Source organism: Mesorhizobium sp. PAMC28654 (assembly GCF_020616515.1).
GTDB lineage: Bacteria > Pseudomonadota > Alphaproteobacteria > Rhizobiales > Rhizobiaceae > Mesorhizobium.
The window spans coordinates 1,957,057-1,975,827 of record NZ_CP085135.1 but is presented as its reverse complement, the minus strand read 5'-3'; the positions used below and the strand labels follow the sequence as shown (position 1 = coordinate 1,975,827).

Sequence of the window (18,771 nt, the reverse complement as noted above, 5' to 3'; positions counted from 1 at the left end):
AAAGTTTCATGCGTCGGAAATGGCGCTGTAATGTGCGGCTCTCTAATTCTCTTGCTTATGAGGACGCCATTTAAAGCGCGTCCCTTGAAAGAGGATACGAGACAAATGAATATTGCCCCCAATTCATATTCCCGCACCCGCAAGCGTCTGATGACCGCCGCTGCGTCCCTCGCAATTGTCGGCGCGGTCGGCGTTGGTGCGTTGACCAGCGGAACCGTGCCGGTGCTGGCTGATGCCGTGCGTGTCGACGCGCCACAGGTTCCAGGTTTCGCCGACATCGTGGAGCGCGTGTCGCCCGCCGTTGTCAGCGTCAAGGTCAAGGCCAAGATCGATCAGACGGCCGATGACAGCTCCGATCAGGACCAGGACGGCCTCAACAACCTTCCTGACAACCCGCAATTGCGTCGGTTCTTCAAGGAATTCCGTGGCTTTGGCGATCAGGGTGGTCAGGACGGTCAGGGCGGCAACCGTCGCTTCGGACATCGCGATCACAACAACGACCAGCCGCGCCCTGTGGCACAGGGGTCCGGGTTCTTCATCTCCGATGATGGCTACCTCGTGACCAACAACCATGTCGTCTCGGAAGGTTCGGCCTTCACCGTCGTGATGAACGACGGCAAGGAACTCGACGCCAAGCTCGTCGGCACCGATCCGCGCACCGATCTTGCCGTGCTGAAGGTCGACGGTAGCAGCAAGTTCACTTATGTCGACTTCGCCGATGACTCCAAGGTTCGCGTCGGCGACTGGGTCGTGGCTGTCGGCAACCCATTCGGCCTTGGCGGTACGGTCACCGCTGGTATCGTTTCGGCCCGTGGCCGCGACATCGGCGCCGGCCCTTATGACGACTTCCTCCAGATCGACGCCTCGGTGAACCGCGGCAATTCAGGCGGCCCGACCTTCAACCTCAACGGCCAGGTCGTCGGCATCAACACCGCCATCTTCTCGCCCTCTGGCGGCAGCGTCGGCATCGCCTTCGACATTCCCGCCTCCACGGCCAAGGAAGTCGTGCAGGACCTGATGAAGAACGGTTCGGTGCAGCGCGGCTGGCTTGGCGTTGAAATTCAGCCCGTCACCTCCGACATCGCCGAGTCGCTCGGGTTGAAGTCGCAGAAGGGCGCCCTCGTTTCGAGCGCCCAGGATGATGGTCCCGGCAAGAAGGGCGGCATCACCGCTGGTGACGTGATCACCCAGGTGGATGGCAAGGATGTTGCCTCGCCAAAGGAACTCGCCCGCCTGATCGGCGCTTATGCGCCCGGCAAGTCGGTCGACGTCACTGTATGGCGCGATGGCAAGGCCCAGTCGATCAAGATCGATCTCGGCAAACTGCCAAACACCGACAAGCAGGCCTCGGCCGATCAGCAGCCCGCGGCTCCGGCGAAGCCTGATACGCTTGCCGACCTCGGCCTCACCGTTACCAAGTCCGACAACGGCAAGGGGCTTGTGGTGACCGATGTCGATCCCGACAGCGATGCCGCCGATCGCGGCATCCAGCCGGGCGATGTCATCACGCTGTGAACTCCGCGGCGGTGACCACCACCGACGACGTTTCCAAGGCCATGACCGATGCGGTGAAATCCGGGCGCAAAGCGGTGCTGATGCAGATCACCCGCGACGACAACAACCGTTTCGTCGCCCTGCCTGTCGGCAAGGGTTGAAGACTGGTTTTAGGCTTTTCCCGTGCGGCGGTTTCAAACACCCCCGAGCCGCTGCACGGGAAAGCACGGGGCCGTAACACTTTAGTCAGTCATCGTGTTCCCCCGGCGGCAGCGGGCCCCCATCGCCCGCTGCCGCGTAATTTCAGAGCTGAACTGGCGCTGCTCTTGGAAAGTGCCAAGCGGCAACGCCACGCTCAATAAAAGCATGCCGCCCAGGATTGCCGGGTGATTTGAGGCAACGACGCTCAAAGAAAAGATTTAATGGCCATCGCCTGATTATTTTAGTCGCGATGCGTATTGGAGAAGGCCACTATGCACATGCCGGCCACTCAACCTTCCAGTGAAATCGCGTATAACGGCTCCATGAAGATTCTCGTTATAGAAGATGACCGCGAGGCGGCGGATTATCTCCAGAAAGCCTTCACCGAGGCTGGCCACACCGCGCATGTCGCAGGCGACGGCGAAACCGGTTTTGCTCTCGCCGATTCCGGCGACTATGACGTGATGGTCATCGATCGGATGATGCCGCGTCGCGACGGTCTGTCCGTGATCGCCGGCCTCAGATCCAGGGGCAACACCACGCCGGTCTTGATCCTGTCCGCGCTTGGCGAAGTCGATGACCGGGTGACCGGCCTGCGTGCTGGCGGCGACGATTATCTGACCAAGCCATATGCCTTTTCGGAACTCCTCGCTCGCGTCGAGGTGCTGAACCGTCGCGCCAGCGCCAAGGAGTCCGAGACGGTCTATCGGGTCGGTGATCTCGAACTCGACAGGCTCTCCCATTCGGTGCGCCGCGCGTCGCGCGAGATCACGCTGCAGCCGCGTGAATTCCGCCTGCTCGAATATCTGATGCGCCATGCCGGTCAGGTTGTGACGCGCACGATGCTGCTTGAAAATGTCTGGGACTATCATTTCGATCCGCAGACCAACGTCATAGACGTTCATGTTTCGCGGCTGCGGGGCAAGATCGAAAAGGGTTTTGACAAAGCCATCCTGCACACCGTTCGCGGCGCCGGCTATATGCTCAAGAGCGGCTAGCATGGCTCTTTCCGTGCCGGCTATCATGAAGACGACGGCGGCGCGGCTTTCGGCGCTCTATCTGCTGCTCTTCGCGCTCTGCGCCGTGCTTCTGGTCTTCTACATGACCTCGTTGTCAGCGCGCATGCTGACCGCGCAGACCCAGGACACCATCAACGACGAGGTTCTAGGTCTCGCCCGGGCCTATCAGCGCGGCGGCCTGCCCATCCTGGTGCGCGTGGTGGAGCAGCGGTCCCGCCAGCCCGGCGCCAATCTCTATCTGATCGCCGACGCCAACGGCCAGATCCTGACTGGTAACGTGCAGAGCCTGGAGCCGGGGGTCATCGACACCGAGGGCTGGACAAGCGAACCATTCTCCTACCGCCGTTTCGGCGAAGGTGAACTCGATCGGCAGCGCTCCGCCGCATCCGATCCGGCCACCCCTCAGTCTGGTGATACGGTTAGCCAGCCCGAAGGCGAGAAGGGTCACAACGCCATTGCACTTGTGTTGCGGCTACCGAACCAGATGATCATGCTGGTCGGCCGCGATCTCGGCGAACCGGAGCGATTTCGCGCCGTCATTCGCCGCGCCCTGATGCTGGCACTCGGCATGATGGGGCTTGGCGGGCTTCTGATATGGTTCTTCGTCGGGCACGCCGCCCTGAAGCGCATCGACAGCGTGTCGGAGGCGAGCCGCCGCATCATGGGCGGCGACCTTTCCGGCCGGTTGCCGGTCACTGGCGCCGGTGACGAATTCGACAGGCTCTCCGAGAACCTCAATTCCATGCTGGCCAGGATCGCCACGCTCAATGAGGGGCTGAAGCAGGTTTCCGACAACATCGCCCATGATCTGAAGACGCCGCTCACGCGGCTGCGCAATCGCGCCGAGGCGACGCTTTCCGGCAAGCACAACACCACCGACTATCGTCAGGCGTTGGAGGGCACCATCACTGAATCCGACCAGCTGATCAAAACCTTCAATGCCATCCTGATGATCTCGAGGCTGGAGGCGGGCTATTCGTCCGAGAGCACGAGCAAGGTCGACCTGGTCGAGGCCGTCCGCGATGTCGTTGAACTCTACGAGCCGGTGGCCGAGGAGGCCGGTGTGTCGCTCGAGACAGCTGTCCAGGGCAATTTCATCATCGGTGGCAACCGGGAACTGATTGGCCAGGCCTTGTCCAACATCGTTGACAACGCGATCAAATATTCGACCGACACGACAAACAAGCCGAGGGTCATCGTCACGCTTGAGCGCGCGGACGACCAGATCAAGCTCTCTGTCGCTGACAATGGCCATGGGATCCCTGACGATGCCGACCGCGCCCGCGCGACCGAGCGTTTCGTGCGATTGGAAAAAAGCCGTTCGCAGCCAGGGTCCGGCCTGGGGCTAAGTCTCGCCAAGGCAGTCATGAAATTCCACAACGGACGGCTTGATCTTCTGCCTGGCAATCCAGGATTATCCGTGGTCATGAGTTTTCCCGAACGGGGGGATCACTGATGGCGGCGGGTACTGTTGCGGACCGTGTCGAAACGGGCTGGCTTTTGACGCCGGTGGCAAAACTCGCGCCGCTTGACGCAAGCCGTGCAAGACAAGAATTGTCCGAGATCGCCGCGGCCGCGCGGGAAGCGGGGCTTTCCCGGCTGGCGAAATTGCTGGCCGGCAAGGGCGCCAGCCAGGAATTCCTTGCCGCGGTGTTCGACCTGTCTCCATTCCTGCGCGACACGGCGCGCCGCCGTCCGCAAATCCTCGACGCGCTTTTTGACCAGGCCGTCGATGCCCGGCTGGCTTCGATCGGTGCCGAGATTGAGAAGGCGTCGCGCGCCGAGACGGTTTCGGAATCCGGCCTGATGATGGAGTTGCGCCGGCTGAAATCCGAGGCGCATTTCCTGATTGCCGTGGACGATCTCGCCGGCGTGGCCGAAACGTCATTGACCGTGCGGCGCCTCAGCGATCTCGCCGATGCCTGCACACGCGCCGCCGTCGACTTCCTGCTTCGCGATGCGCACGAGCAAGGCAAGCTGAAGCTGCCTGATCTCGAAAACCCGTCCCGGCATTCAGGCTGGATTCTGCTCGGCATGGGCAAGCTCGGCGCGCATGAGCTCAATTTCTCCTCCGATATCGACCTGGTGGTCTTCTTCGACCCGGACGTGCCCGCCGTCATCGACCCTCTCGACGCGACGGAACTGTTTTCGCGGCTGACGCGTCGGCTGGTCCGCATCCTGCAGGACCGTACCGAGCATGGCTATGTTTTCCGGACTGATCTGCGGCTTCGCCCGGATCCCGGTTCGACCCCGCTGGCGATCCCGGTCGAGGCGGCGCTTCGCTATTACGAGGCGCGCGGCCAGAACTGGGAGCGCGCCGCCATGATCAAGGCGCGTCCCGTGGCCGGCGACCTGGCGGCAGGTGCCGCCTTCCTCAGGGAACTCCAGCCCTATATCTGGCGCAAGTACATGGACTATGCGGCGATCGCCGACGTCCATTCCATCAAGCGCCAGATCCATGCCCACAAGGGCCACGGCGAGATCGCGGTGAAGGGCCACAATGTCAAGCTCGGCCGGGGCGGCATCCGCGAGATCGAGTTCTTCGTCCAGACCCAGCAACTGATCGCCGGTGGCCGTTTCCCCGAACTGCGGGGGCGAGAAACCGTGCCGATGCTCGGCCAGCTTGCCGCGCGTGGGTGGATCACCACGGAGGCTCGCGACGCGCTGGCCCGGCAATACTGGTTCCTGCGTCGCGTCGAACATGCCGTCCAGATGGTAGCTGACGAACAGACGCACACACTGCCCGAGGACGATGAAGGGCTCAAGCGCATCGCGCGAATGCTGGGCTTTGCCGATGCCGCGACTTTTGCCGAGGCATTCCGCGCCTCGCTGCACCAGGTCGAACGCCACTACGCAGCACTTTTTGAAACCGCGCCCGAGCTTTCGGCGGGCGTTGGCAATCTTGTCTTCACTGGCGATGTCGATGATCCCGACACATTGCAGACCTTGCACGGCCTTGGTTTCCAGCGGCCAAGCGACATCTGCCGCGTTATCCGCGGCTGGCATTTTGGCCGCTATCGCGTCACCCAGTCGGCGGAGGCACGCGAACGCTTGACGGAACTTACGCCGGCGCTGCTGCAGTCTTTCGGCCAGACGCGCCGCGCGGACGAAGCGCTGATGCGCTTCGACGAGTTCCTCGCCGGCCTGCCAGCGGGCATCCAGCTGTTTTCCCTGCTTCAGTCCAATCCCGCCTTGCTGAAGCTGTTGGCGACGATCATGGGCGCTGCCCCTCGGCTCGCGGCGATCATCACGCGCCGCCCGCATGTTTTCGACGGCCTGCTTGACCCGGCCCTGCTGACCGAATTGCCGGATCGTGCCTATCTGTCGGCCCGGCTTTCCGCCTTTGTCGAAGGCGACAGGGCCTATGAGGACGTGCTCGACCGTTTGCGGATATTCGCATCGGAACAGAAATTCCTGATCGGTGTCAGGCTCCTGGCAGGGTCTATCGATCCGGCGCGGGCCGGCCGCGCCTTTTCCGATCTGGCCGATCTCACCATCGAGGCGGCTTTGCAGGCGGTGACGGCTGAATTCGCGTCACGCCACGGCACGATTGCCGGCGGCAGGGTTTCGCTGCTCGGCATGGGCAAGCTTGGCAGCCGTGAGTTGACCGCCGGATCGGATGTCGACCTCATCCTGCTCTATGACCACGATGAAGACGCCGAGGAATCCGACGGCGACAAGCCGTTGGCGCCTTCGCACTACTACACCCGCATGACGCAGCGGCTGATATCAGCCGTGTCCGCACCGACCGCCGAAGGGGTGCTCTACGAACTCGACCTTCGCCTGCGGCCATCCGGCAACAAGGGGCCGGTGGCCACCCATATCGATGCCTTCAAGAAGTACCAGCGCCAGGAGGCCTGGACGTGGGAACACATGGCGCTGTCGGGCGCGCGCGATCGCCGGTGACGCCAACCTGTGTCGTGAGGTTGAAGCGGAAGTGGCGGCAGTGCTTGCCCTGCCGCGCGACACCGCCAAGGTTGTGGCCGAGGCCTCCGATATGCGCGCCATGATCGAGAAAGAGAAGCCGCCGCGTGATCTGTGGGACATCAAGCTGATCCCCGGAGGCCTGATCGATCTCGAATTCATTGCCCAGGTGGCCGTGATCACCGGGCAGGTCGAAGCCCTGCCGCGAGCCACTGGTACTGCTGAAATCCTGTCCCGTCTGGCGCCTGGCTTCGCCGATGCCGGGGTCCGGCAGGAACTTGGCGATGCCTACGCGCTCTATCTGGCGCTGACCCAGATGACGCGGCTGTGTCTTACCGGGGTGTTTGAGCGGGACGACGTTCCGCCGGGACTTTCGGATCTGCTCCTGGCGGTGACCGACCTGCCGGATTTCGGTGTGCTTGAAGCGCACCTCAAAGAGACGTCGCGAAAGGTCAGGAAGGATTTTGACCTTTTGCTTCGCACGAAACGACGGTCATGACCGTCGTTTCGGACTGCATCGGGGGTGAACGATGCAACAGGAGAATATCGTGAGAAAGACAACCAAACTTGCATTCGCCTTCATCGCCCTGGCTGGAGCTATCGGCACCGCCGCATATGCCGACGAGAGTTCCCGTGGGGAGGACGGTCGCGATGGCATGACGATGCGTCTCAACAAGGTCATGAAGGACCAGAACGGCACCATCACCTTCGATCAGTTCTCCGATGCCATGGATAGCCGTTTGAAGAAGATGGTCGCGGACAATGGCGGCAAGCTTACGGTGGAGCAGCTTGCGGCCGCGCTGGAGAAGGCGCGCTTCGAGCAGATGGCCAAGCGCATCATCGCCCGCTACGACACCAAGGGCGATGGCACGCTGACGACCGACGACATTACCGGACGCGAAAAGAAGGTCTTTGCCATGCTCGACCGCAACAATGATGGCAAGATCGAACAGACCGAACTGCTTGGTCGCTCAGGGCACCACCGCCAATGGGATGGCGGCGGCAGCGACGATGGCGGCATGCGGTAACCGGGTCCATGAAGCCCGAATCCGCGCGGGTTCCGGCGGCGGCGGCCGCCGGGGCCGATATTCCAGCATAGGCCTCTGGGGCGTTCAGGCGGCAACTTTGATGTGCGACGTCGCCTTTGTAACCGGAATGCGAACCGACACGATCGTGCCGACGCCTTGCGTCGAGCGGATCTTCAGGGCTCCACCCTGAAGCTCGGCCAGCGAGCGCGAGATGGCGAGGCCAAGGCCCGATCCCGCATGGCTCTTGGAGAACTGGTTCTGCACCTGCTCGAACGGGCGTCCGAGCTTGCTGAGCGCCTCCTTGGGAATGCCGCAGCCATTGTCCTCGATCGTCAGGATCAGCGCCCCTGAGGTGTTGCGGGCCCTGACCGATATGTGCCCGCCCTGGCCGGTGAATTTCACGGCATTGGACAGAAGATTGATGACGATCTGCTTGATCGCCCGGCGATCGGCGAACAGCGTGATCGCATCGGCGATCCGAGTTTCGACGGTGATCGACTTTTCCTGGGCCTGCAGCGAGACGACGCGAACCGTTTCGCTGATCAGCGGCCCAAGATCGATCTCCTCGCGGTCCATCGAGAACTGTCCGGCTTCGATCTTCGACATGTCGAGGATGTCGTTGATCACGCCCAGCAGGTACTTGCCGCTGCTGTTGATGTCTGTGGCATATTCTTCGTAACGCTCCGAGCCCAGCGGTCCGAACAGGCCTTGCTCCATCAGTTCCGAGAAGCCGATGATGGCATTCAACGGCGTGCGCAACTCGTGCGACATGTTGGCCAGAAATTCGGATTTGGCCTGGTTCGCCGCCTCCGCGCGCTCGGTTTCCTTCATGTATTTGCGGTTGAGGTCGACCAGCTCGCTGGAGCGTTCTTCCTCCGCCCTGCGGGCGAGGCTGAGATCGTGGATCGTCGCCATCAGCCGGCGTTCGCTGTCCACCAGCTTCTCCTGGTGCAGCTTGATCTGCGTGATGTCGGAGCCGACCGAGACGATGCCCCCGTCCCGGGTGCGCAATTCGTTCACCTGCAGCCAGCGGCCGTCCGCAAGTTGCCGTTCGAAGGTGGCGCCGCCTTGCGGGCCGTTGGCATTGGCTAGCCGCCGCTCGGAGGCGAAGGCCAGCATGCGCTCTTCCAGAATGGCACGCGAGGCGCCCGGCATTACGTCGCGATCCGACAGCCCGTTGTCCTTCTGGTACTTCGAATTGCACATGATGAGGTGCTGGGTGGAATCCCACAGCACGAAGGATTCGTTGATGTTCTCGATGGCCGTGCGCAAGCGAAGGTCGGCGGCTTCGGAGCGCAAAGCCAGATGTCGTTGTTCGGTGACGTCCACGGCGATGCCGATCAACTGGATTTCCGGTGCCTCCGGGTCGATGACCTGCGCCCTTGCGCGCATCCACACCCATTGCCCATCGGCGTGCCGCATCCTGAACACTTGGTCGATATGGTCGATCTCGCGTGAGACGATCCTGTTGGCGAGCTGGAACAGGTCGCCATCCTCGGGATGGATGATCTCGTCGACCTCTCCGAAGGACAGCATCGTGTCGCAGGGCTCGTAGCCGAGCATGTCGTACATCGAGCGCGACCAGTACATCTTGCCGCGCACCATGTCCCAGTCCCAAAGGCCGCAGCGGCCTCGAACCAGCGCCATGTCGATGCGCTGATGCGCTTCGAGATAGATACGGTCGGCGGCCTGCGCCCGCGCCGCCTGGCCGAAATAGGCGTAGAGTATGACGATGAGCACGCCGGCCGTCAGCACGAACAGCGTGACGTTCAGCGACACCGTCTTGCGCCAGGTATCGAAGACCGCTTCCTGCGGAACGAGCACCGCCGCGGCGCCCTTCTTGCCACTTGCCAGGCTGACGGCCGCGTACCAGTCCTTCCCGCCTATACTGACATTCATGACCCCGGCTCGGTCGCCGAACATGAACAGTGGCTGGCCACCCTGGACCAGGCTGTCAAGCGTCCGTCCTTCCCAGCGTGTCGATTGCGGCGTCACCGCAACGATCTTGAAGTTGCTGTCAGTGATCGCAATCACATGGCTGCGGCCCATCGCCGCCTGACGGCTGGTGCTTTCCAGGAGGTCCTGCGTCATGCCGGGCGCCATGTTGGCATCAACAGCGATCGCGCCGGCAAGTTGCCCCGCCGCCAGCGCCAGGATTGTCTTGGCGTCGCGTTCCACGTCGTCGCGCTCGTTCATGAGCGACAGCAGCCTGAGCGCCGCGACGACGATCAGGAAAATGATGATGAGGGCGGGGATCGACCGGCGCAAAAGCGGCTCCGCTGCAAGCAGCCTTTTGTAGGCAGGCTGGGCGATGAGCCGCGTGTTGCCGGCGAGACCGTCGCTTCGGGTCTCACGCCGCTCAAAAGCTGTCCCGCCGGGCGCGCCCCACGCGTCCGCCTTCGCCATAAATGGCTCTCCCCGATTTTCAGTATGCCCTGACTGCTACAGGCTTGGCGATCCGGCAAACGCCGCACTTCCGAATCGCCATTAAAGAATCAAAGGTGATTCGCCTTGTCCATAGGCGCGGCAAAAAAACATTAAAAATAGACTAAAATAATGTCTTTCGGCCGCCGCGACCCCACTCGAAAGGAGTCTGGACGAACTAAACCAGCGTGCGCTCGACGATGTCGCGCAAATCGGCGGACAGGTTCTCGGCGTTTGCAATCGCAAGCAGGGCTTCCCGAGCCTTGGCTTGCCGGGATGGCTCGAGTGCACGCCACGACCTGAGCGCCGTCGCCAGTCTCGCGGCCACCTGCGGATTGCGCTTCTCGATTTGCAGCACCGTCTCGGTGAAAAACCGGTAGCCCTCGCCGTCGGCGCGATGGAAACCGGTCTGGTTGGCGCTGGAGAAAGTGCCGATGAGCGAGCGCACCCGGTTCGGGTTTGTCATCGAGAACGCTGAATGGCGGGTGAGAGCGCGCACAGTGTCGACGGTTTGCGGACCCGGCACGCTGGCCTGGATCTGGAACCACTTGTCCATGACCAGCGGATCGTCAGCATACACAGCCTCGAAATCGGCCAGCGCCTTGATCGCCTCCGGCGAACCATGATGGCGGTGCGCGAGTACGGCGAGTGCCGCCGCGCGATCCGTCATGTTGGTCGCCGAATGGAAATGATCAGCCGCAAGCTCAGCGCCGCCCGGCAGCAACGAGAGATAGTCGAGCAAGATGTTGCGTAGCGCGCGTCGGCCGGCGCTCGCTGCGTCCGGGCTGAACGTGTCATCGTCGACGAGACGATCGTAGATGTCGGAAAACGCCTCCCGGTTCGCCGTGGCGATCGCCAGCGCCAACGCTTCACGGCCCTTGAACACGGCATCAGGATCAATGTTCTTGCCGATGTCGCGGGCGATGTCGGCTTCGCTGGGAAGCGCCAGTGCCAATGCCCGGTAGGCGGGTTCGAGCGTTTCGTCACCGGCGATCCTGCCGGCAAGATCGGTAAGCCGGGACGCGAAGATGGGCGGCTTGCCGCCGAGTATCTGGCGGAAGGCGGCAATCAGCGCGTCGGTCAAAATTGTGTTGAAGGCTTGCCAGCGCGAGAAGGCGTCGCTGTCATGGCCGGCAAGGAAGAACTGGTCGTCGGCCTTCTGTTCGACCGAGAGTGTCACCGGCGCCGAGAAGCCGCGATTGAGCGATACCGCGGGCCGCTCGGCAACACCCGAGAAGCGCACGACATGCCGGCGCTTGCGGATGTGAATGACACCATTCTCCACGGTCGCCCCTTCCGCGCTGCTGTAGGCAACGGGTTCACCGCCGGCGCCGACCAGGCCGAAGGCCAAGGGAATGTGCATCAGTCGCTTGCGGCTTTCGGACGGCGTCGGCGGCACCGACTGCTCGATTTCTAGGGTGAATTCCCGCAATCCCGGATTGTGTGACGAACTGACGGTCAGGTTGGGTGTGCCCGCCTGATGGTACCAGAGCGCGAACTGCTGGAGGTCGCGGCCGGAAGCGTCCTCGAACACTTTTATGAAATCCTCGATCGTCGCCGCATGGCCGTCATGACGCTCGAAATAGAGGTTCATGCCGGCCCGGAAGGTTTCGTCCCCAAGGATGGTGCGGATCATGCGCACCACTTCCGAACCCTTTTCGTAGACCGTCGCCGTGTAGAAATTGTTGATCTCGCGATAGCGGCGCGGCCGCACCGGATGCGCCAGCGGCCCCTGATCCTCAGGAAACTGATGTGCTCTCAGCGTGCGCACTTCGGCGATCCGCTTGACCGCCCTGGAGCGCTGGTCGGCGGAGAATTCGTGATCGCGAAAAACCGTCAGCCCTTCCTTGAGGCAAAGCTGGAACCAGTCGCGGCAAGTGATTCTGTTGCCAGTCCAATTGTGGAAATACTCATGCGCGATGATCGCTTCGATATTGGCGAAATCGGCGTCGGTCGCGGTCTCCTGATCGGCCAGAACATACTTGTCGTTGAAGATGTTGAGGCCCTTGTTCTCCATGGCGCCCATGTTGAAGTCGGACACAGCGACGATGTTGAAGACACCCAGGTCGTATTCGCAGCCGAACGCTTCCTCGTCCCATCGCATCGACCGCTTCAGGGCATCCATGGCGTAGCCGGCGAGCTTCTCCTTGCCCGGCTCGACATAGATGCCGAGGTCGACCTTTCGGCCGGACATGGTGACGAAACTGTCGGCGACCTTGCCGAGATCTCCCGCCACCAGGGCGAAGAGATAGGACGGCTTGGGGAAGGGATCATGCCAGACCGCATAGTGCCAACCGTCAGTGAGATCGCCGCTCTCGATCGGATTGCCATTGGACAGCAGCAGCGGCGCTTCATCGCGTCTGGCCTCGATCCGCACCGTGTAGACGGAAAGGATATCCGGGCGGTCGAGAAAATAGGTGATGCGGCGAAAGCCTTCGGCCTCGCATTGCGTGCAATAGACATTGCTGGACCGATAGAGACCCATCAGCGTTTCGTTGCCAGCGGGTGCGATCTCCGTTTCGATGACGAGCTGGAAGCGCGGCATGGCCGGCACTCTGGTGATCGTCAGCAGATCGGGTGTCGCCACATAATCCGCCGGCTCCAGCTGGCGGCCGTCGATCTCGACGCGCAGCAGCGTCAGCCCGTCCCCGTCCAGCACCAGCGGCGCCGATGCCGAGACGCCGTCGCGGCGCTCGACCGTCAACACGGCGGTAACGCGCGTGGCTTGCGGCGAAAGGCGGAAGGTCAGGTTGGTTTCCGGAATGAGGTAGTCGTTGGGGCGGTAGTCTTCGAGCTTGAAGACCTGGCCAGTGTCCGTGCGCATTCCGTGGGTTTTCCTGTCGATTCCAATGGCCGCGGATCGGGCCGTTCGTCCAAAATTTCGAAGTCCGCGCTCTTTACACGAAACGGCCCCTCGACAAAACTGCAGCAATGCCTATTTCAGGCGTTCGTTCCCCAATCATCCCTGCGAGGCATCCATGACCGTCATCACGCCGAAATTCGGGATGGGCGCCTCCGTACTGCGTCGTGAGGATGCGGCTTTCATCCAGGGCCAGGGCCGTTATACCGACGATATCCAGCCCACAGGCGTGTTGTATGGTTATGTGTTGCGCTCGCCCGTGGCCAAGGGATCTTTCACGATCGCTTCGACCGAGGCGGCCAAGGCCGCTGATGGCGTCCATCTGGTGTTGACGGGTAGGGATCTCGCCCATCTGGGCGATCTCAAATCCGGCGTGATGCAGAAGCAGCCGGACGGAAGCAGGGCGCCGACCCGAGACATTCCGATCCTGTGCCGCGACCGCGTCAACTATGTCGGCGACGCTGTAGCCTTCATCGTCGCCGATAGCCGTGCGCTGGCGCAGGATGCCGCCGAACTGATCGAAGTCGACTACGATAGCGAAGATGTCGCCTCCGGCACGGCGATGGCTCTGGCAGAGGGTACGCCGCTGGTCTGGCCAGAACTCGGCTCCAACCGCGCTTTCAGCTACCATATGGGCGACAAGGGCAAGACAGACGTGGCTTTCGCCAAGGCCGATCACGTCACCCGCATCGAATTCATCAACAACCGGCTGGTCTGCAACTACATGGAGCCGCGCTCGGCGATCGGTGAGTGGAACACCGCCGAGAACCGTTTCGTGCTGACCACCGGGTCGCAGGGCGTGCATTCCATGCAGTCCATCCTGGTCGACCTGTTCAAGATCAAGAAGGATCAGCTGCGCGTCATCACGCCGGATGTCGGTGGTGGTTTCGGGCCGAAGAGCTTCGTCTATCGCGAATACCCGCTGGTGCTCGAGGCTGCAAAGCGCCTTGGCCGCCCGGTGAAATGGGCAGGCGATCGCACTGAGCACTTCCTCACCGACGCGCAAGGCCGCGACAATGTCGTGGCGGCCGAAATGGCTATGGACAAGGCCGGCGGGTTCCTGGGGATGAGGGTGGATCTCCTCGCCAATATCGGCGCCTACGTCTCGCAATATGGCCCCTACATCCCCTATATCGGCGTGACAATGTCGACCGGCGTCTACGACATCCAGGCGCTCGATGTGTCGGTGACCGGCCTCTACACCAACACCTGTCCAGTCGATGCCTACCGCGGCGCCGGCCGGCCGGAAGCGGCTTTCCTATTGGAGAAACTGGTCGACGCCTGTGCCCACGATCTGGGCCTGCCGGTCGAGGAAATCCGGCGGCGCAACTTCATTCGACCCGAGCAGTTTCCCTATCGCACGCAGACTGGCCGCCTCTACGACAATGGCGAATTCGCTGGCCATATGGATCGCGCGATCGAACAGTCCGAATGGAAAGTGTTTCCGGCTCGGCTCGAGCAGTCGAAGGCAGCAGGAAAAATCCGTGGCATCGGCATGGCGACCTATATCGAGGCCTGTGCCTTTCCAGGTTCCGAGCCCGCCTTCGTGGAACTGAACGGCGACGGTACGGTGACGCTGAAGATCGGCACCCAGACCAACGGGCAGGGACATGCGACCGCCTATGCGCAGTTCCTGTCGGAAAAGCTTAATCTTGACATCGACAAGATCCATGTCCGCCAGGGCGATACCGACGAGTTGAAGGCCGGCGGCGGCACCGGTGGCTCGCGTTCCATTCCGCTCGGCGGCGTTTCGGCGTCGCGTGCCGGCGAGGACCTGGCCAACAAGATCAAGCGCATCGCCGCTGATGAGTTGGAAGCCTCCGCCGGTGACATCGAATTGTCCGATGGAATTGCCCGCATTGTCGGCACCGACCGCACTATCGATTTTTCAGCGATCGCCAAGGCCGCGAAAAAGCCGGATGATCTCAAGGGCTTCGGCGAATTCGTTCAGGACGAATGCACCTATCCGAACGGTACGCATATCTGCGAAGTCGAGATCGATCCCGACACCGGCACGACGGACATTGTCCGCTACACCATCGTCGATGATTTCGGCGTTACCGTAAATCCGGTCCTGCTCGCCGGCCAGGTGCATGGCGGCGTCGTTCAGGGCATCGGCCAAGCGCTGACCGAGGACACGATCTATAGCGAGGACGGACAGCTTCTAACGGCGAGTTTCATGGACTATGCCATGCCGCGCGCCGACAATTTCCCGTTCTTCCATTTCGAGACCCGCAACGTGCCGTCGACCACCAACGCGCTGGGCATCAAGGGCGCCGGGGAGGCCGGCACGATCGGGTCGACGCCAGCGGCGTTGAACGCGGTGACCGACGCGCTTTATCGTGCCTATGGCGTCAAGCATATCGACATGCCGGCAACGCCCGCACGCATCTGGGCGACGATCCGGGAAGCAGTGGCGGGCTGACAACCGGCTCCGGAGATTCCACGACCAATGCCGCGAGCGTCACGGCGTTGTGGAGGCCACGCTTTGACTGGCAGGCGCTGGCGCCGCTCCAGGCAAGTCAAGCAGGTGTGGTACTGCCACGCGCCCGCGCATTGTCAATCGGACACACCTGCCACCTTTGGATTGCGGAACCCCATCGCTGCCCAGGTTGCCAGTAGCTTGAGCATGAACCTGCCCGAATGGCCGCGCGCGTGCGGCAGTCCATCGTCGGGGATCGACATGCCTTCCGGTACATCACCGGTCATCACTCGGACGGACGGTGGGGGCGCATCCGGCAGTCGGTCGCGATAGATCGTGAGCCAGAAACCCTTGGTGAAATCGGTAAACATCGGCGTCCCGCAGCAGGAGGCTACCATCCGCCGCGTCGGCGATTCCGGATTAAGGCGATGTGCTTGCAAGAGATCGGCACCCCGCACGCACTTCAGGCGGTCCTTCCTCCACAGGACGACCGCTGTCCCGCCGCTGGCATCGACAATCGGTGCTGCCTTGGACCGTATGTCGAGTTCGCGCCCGGCCGTACGACAGCTGTTGCAGTGGCAAACCGCGCCCAGAATCGGTGTGCCGGTGGTTTCAATACAAACAGCGCCGCATACGCACGTGACGTCAGTCATTGCTTGATCCCCATTCTCTATGCGAACGTATCGAAAGGCCACACGGGGGAGAAGACTAAACCTCTGATCCTGTCTGACTCTAGTCAGTTGCGTGGGCACCTTCTTCAGATACGCTGTTTGCGCGAGCGCCAGTTCGGACTGGAGCGCACCCGCAAGGCGGCGCCTTCGCGCAGGGGTGACTACATCCGTTCGACGCGCTCTTGCGCCATCCTCACCAGCACCGTCCTTGTCTGCTCGTCGGCCGGGAAGAAAGACTCGATCGCCAGTTCCGACAGAGTTACATCGAGCGGTGTGCCGAACACGGTGATGGTGCTTATGAACGACAGCACCTGATCGCCATGCGCCAGCCGCAGCGGATGCACGATCGCGTTCGGCTCGACGGGCGTCGGCCGGTTGCCTTTCAGGCCGGATGGATAGGTTCGTAGCTCCTGCTCGAGCTCGACCAGCACCGGGTCGCCGGAGGCATCGTTCTGGTGCTTCAGCCGTTCGAGGAGATGCGCCCGCCATTCCGCTAGGTTGACGATGCGCGGCGCGATGCCACCAGGGTGCAGGCTGAGACGAAGCACGTTGACCGGCGGCGTCAGCAAGGAGACGTCGGCGACACCCGCCAGGAAGGGAGCAAGAGCGGTGTTGGCCGAAACCAGATTCCAGTGCCGGTCCACCGCCAGCGCCGGGAAGGGCTCATGCCCTTTGAGTACGATCTCGACAGCCGCCATCGCTGGCGCCAGCGAGGTATCCGTAAGCGAACGTTCGCCGAAGCTAGGCGCGAAGCCTGCCGCCAGCAGCAATTGGTTGCGTTGCCGGAGAGGAATGGACAACTGCTCGGCCAGATGCAGCACCATGTCGCGCGAAGGTGCTGCCCGGCCGCTTTCGACAAAACTCAGATGTCGCTGCGAAATATCCGCTTCCATGGCGAGGTCGAGTTGGCTCATCCGCCGGCGCGTGCGCCATTCGCGAATGAGGGTTCCAGCGGAAGTCTGTGCTGTTGTCATGGCGCATGCTTAGGCCGGCGACGAAAGCATTTCAATTACCTGGGAGGTCATCGAGAAGCGTCGGCTACATGACAAGTCGTATGGCGCCCACCTTCAACTCAGTGCGCGCAGCTTCGCCTTCACTTCGAGGAAATCCCGCCAGGCAAGTTTCTTGTGGGCCGGCGTTCTCAGGAGATAGGCCGGATGCAATGTTGGCATCGCCGGGATCGCGGTGCCCGCAACCGTGGTGTGGACCCGCCAGTTGCCGCGCAGCCTCAGTATGCCTTCAGTCGTATTGAGCAATGTCTTTGCCGACGGACCACCCAGATTGACCAGCACCTTCGGATTGACCAGCTCGATCTGTCGCTCGATGAACGGGCGGCAGATCTCGGTCTCATGCGGCGTTGGCGTGCGGTTGCCCGGCGGCCGCCAGGGAATGACATTGGCGATGTATGCAGACGTACGATCGAGGCCGATCGCGGCAAGCATACGGTCGAGCAGGCGACCGGAACGGCCGACGAAGGGCAGGCCTTCGATGTCCTCGTCCCGACCGGGCGCCTCGCCGACCAGCATGATTGAGGCGTCGGGATTGCCGTCGGCGAACACCATGTTCTTGGCTGTGAATTTGAGATTGCAACCGTCGAACTCAGCCATCCTCTGACGAAGCTCGTCCAGCGTCGTTGCCGTCGACGCCAACTGCCGCGCCAATGCCGCTTGCGCCTCGTCGGGAACCGTTGCCGTGGCGGAGGGCTGGGAAATGGGTGGCGCTTTCGGCCGCTCGTCGATCCCGCCGCGCGTAAAGGTGGGAGGCTGCGGTTTCGTCGCGCCGTCGACCGTTGCCTGCTGTGGTGCGGCTTCGCCTCTCGCCTGTGGTTGCTGCCTGGCTGCGGCTTCGGCAAACCTGTTTACAGGGGCATCTTCGAGCGCGTCGTCAACGCCGGCGCTGGCGTAAAAGGCCAGCAGGTCGCGCAGGTCCGGCAGATTGTTCTGGGAAGCGGTAGTCATGTTTTCACAATCGTCCGCACGGCGGTAATTTGCAAGTTGTGCATGTCGCCCAAAAGTACGCGGCGGTTTTGGGATGACGACATGCATAAGACTCCTAGGTCGACGGTATGCGCGGTTCCTGCACCAGATAGAACCGCCACTTGGGCGAGTAATCCGTGATCAGGAAGTCGAAGGCCGCTGTCTTCAGCGGGTCGATCTTGCCGTTCCGGAACAGCAGACGATCATAGGGCTCCATCTCGCGATCGTAATCGGCGAAGTTGCTGGACCAGATATTGGTTGGCGTCTTGTTGGCCTGGTCGAAGGACAGCCCGTCGCCAAACACGCTGGGTTGGCCGAGGATCGCCTGCAATTCGAACTGGAACTCGATCCACCCCTGGCCGCCATTGTTGAGCACGTCGATGCGCATATAGAGGAGGCCTGTGGCAAACTCGCCGGGGGTGCCGAACGGCTGGATCGGTTCTACCGCACGGATGGTGAGGGTCACCGGCGTTGCCGAATTCAGCTCTTCGGTGACAACAAACGGATCGTCCTTGCTTCCGCTGCCTGAGACACCGGTAATATGGAAGCCGCCCAGTTCGTCGGAGAACGAATAAGCCCCGGATGTCCAGACTGTCTGTGCGTCCGCGGATTCTGAAAGCCCAGCCAGCAACAAAGGCGCCAGAAATGCCATTCGGCAGATCCAGCCGGCTGGGAAAAGAAAGTGCGTCGATGAAAAGCCAACTGGCTCGAGCATGCGCATGGAATTGAGTATGACGGATAGGAAAGCCGTC

Annotated in this window: 10 protein-coding genes and 2 pseudogenes; 6 read left to right on the top strand and 6 right to left on the bottom strand. The window is 62.1% G+C overall.

Translation table 11 applies throughout. From position 1 onward, the window contains the following. Positions 1-105 precede the first annotated feature (105 nt). The 5 genes and pseudogenes from LGH82_RS10055 (at position 106) to LGH82_RS10035 (ending at position 7,666) form a co-directional block, all read left to right on the top strand. Positions 106-1,655: pseudogene (locus LGH82_RS10055) on the top strand (Do family serine endopeptidase). 363 nt (positions 1,656-2,018) lie between these two features. Next, positions 2,019-2,693, top strand: coding sequence for a response regulator transcription factor (locus LGH82_RS10050; RefSeq protein ID WP_227348348.1), 675 nt, complete (start codon positions 2,019-2,021; stop codon positions 2,691-2,693). A 1-nt stretch (position 2,694) separates the two neighbouring features. Continuing rightward, positions 2,695-4,170 carry a sensor histidine kinase gene (locus LGH82_RS10045; RefSeq protein WP_227348347.1) on the top strand — a complete coding sequence of 492 codons (1,476 nt, stop codon included), beginning with the start codon at positions 2,695-2,697 and terminating at the stop codon, positions 4,168-4,170. Continuing rightward, positions 4,170-7,137, top strand: a pseudogene (locus LGH82_RS10040) (bifunctional [glutamine synthetase] adenylyltransferase/[glutamine synthetase]-adenylyl-L-tyrosine phosphorylase). Before LGH82_RS10045 ends, LGH82_RS10040 begins: the two are co-directional and overlap by 1 nt. 49 nt (positions 7,138-7,186) lie before the next feature. Further along, a complete protein-coding gene (locus tag LGH82_RS10035) occupies positions 7,187-7,666 on the top strand; it encodes a hypothetical protein (protein ID WP_227348346.1) in 480 nt (159 codons plus the stop codon). A gap of 84 nt (positions 7,667-7,750) precedes the next feature. Here the strand turns inward: LGH82_RS10035 and LGH82_RS10030 are convergent, their stop codons facing one another. After that, on the bottom strand, positions 7,751-10,072 hold the full coding sequence (locus LGH82_RS10030) for a PAS domain-containing sensor histidine kinase (RefSeq protein WP_227348345.1): 2,322 nt from the start codon (positions 10,070-10,072) through the stop codon (positions 7,751-7,753). A 196-nt stretch (positions 10,073-10,268) separates the two neighbouring features. Then, complete coding sequence (gene pepN, locus LGH82_RS10025) at positions 10,269-12,914, bottom strand: aminopeptidase N (protein WP_227348344.1); 2,646 nt, start codon at positions 12,912-12,914, stop codon at positions 10,269-10,271. Between the two features lie 154 nt (positions 12,915-13,068). Between pepN and LGH82_RS10020 the strand changes: the two genes are divergently transcribed. Next, entirely contained in the window at positions 13,069-15,375 is a 2,307-nt protein-coding gene (locus LGH82_RS10020; protein WP_227348343.1) for a xanthine dehydrogenase family protein molybdopterin-binding subunit, read from the top strand. A gap of 134 nt (positions 15,376-15,509) precedes the next feature. Here LGH82_RS10020 and LGH82_RS10015 read toward each other — a convergent pair whose 3' ends face one another. From LGH82_RS10015 to LGH82_RS10000, 4 genes are all read right to left on the bottom strand, one after another. Next, a complete protein-coding gene (locus LGH82_RS10015; RefSeq protein WP_227348342.1) occupies positions 15,510-16,025 on the bottom strand; it encodes a GFA family protein in 516 nt (171 codons plus the stop codon). A gap of 179 nt (positions 16,026-16,204) precedes the next feature. After that, positions 16,205-17,017 (bottom strand): helix-turn-helix domain-containing protein, encoded by an 813-nt coding sequence (locus LGH82_RS10010; protein ID WP_227348341.1) that lies wholly within the window; start codon positions 17,015-17,017, stop codon positions 16,205-16,207. A gap of 93 nt (positions 17,018-17,110) precedes the next feature. Then, entirely contained in the window at positions 17,111-18,001 is an 891-nt protein-coding gene (locus tag LGH82_RS10005) for a uracil-DNA glycosylase (RefSeq protein WP_227348340.1), read from the bottom strand. 94 nt (positions 18,002-18,095) lie between these two features. Continuing rightward, positions 18,096-18,740 carry a hypothetical protein gene (locus LGH82_RS10000; RefSeq protein ID WP_227348339.1) on the bottom strand — a complete coding sequence of 215 codons (645 nt, stop codon included), beginning with the start codon at positions 18,738-18,740 and terminating at the stop codon, positions 18,096-18,098. Positions 18,741-18,771 lie beyond the last annotated feature (31 nt).

Coding starts and splice junctions, on each gene's coding strand:
- LGH82_RS10050 (WP_227348348.1), top strand. CDS start 2,019: ATGAAGATTCTCGTTATAGAAGATGACCGCGAGGCGGCGGATTATCTC.
- LGH82_RS10045 (WP_227348347.1), top strand. CDS start 2,695: ATGGCTCTTTCCGTGCCGGCTATCATGAAGACGACGGCGGCGCGGCTT.
- LGH82_RS10030 (WP_227348345.1), bottom strand. CDS start 10,072: ATGGCGAAGGCGGACGCGTGGGGCGCGCCCGGCGGGACAGCTTTTGAG.
- pepN (WP_227348344.1), bottom strand. CDS start 12,914: ATGCGCACGGACACTGGCCAGGTCTTCAAGCTCGAAGACTACCGCCCC.
- LGH82_RS10020 (WP_227348343.1), top strand. CDS start 13,069: ATGACCGTCATCACGCCGAAATTCGGGATGGGCGCCTCCGTACTGCGT.
- LGH82_RS10015 (WP_227348342.1), bottom strand. CDS start 16,025: ATGACTGACGTCACGTGCGTATGCGGCGCTGTTTGTATTGAAACCACC.
- LGH82_RS10010 (WP_227348341.1), bottom strand. CDS start 17,017: ATGACAACAGCACAGACTTCCGCTGGAACCCTCATTCGCGAATGGCGC.
- LGH82_RS10005 (WP_227348340.1), bottom strand. CDS start 18,001: ATGACTACCGCTTCCCAGAACAATCTGCCGGACCTGCGCGACCTGCTG.
- LGH82_RS10000 (WP_227348339.1), bottom strand. CDS start 18,740: ATGCGCATGCTCGAGCCAGTTGGCTTTTCATCGACGCACTTTCTTTTC.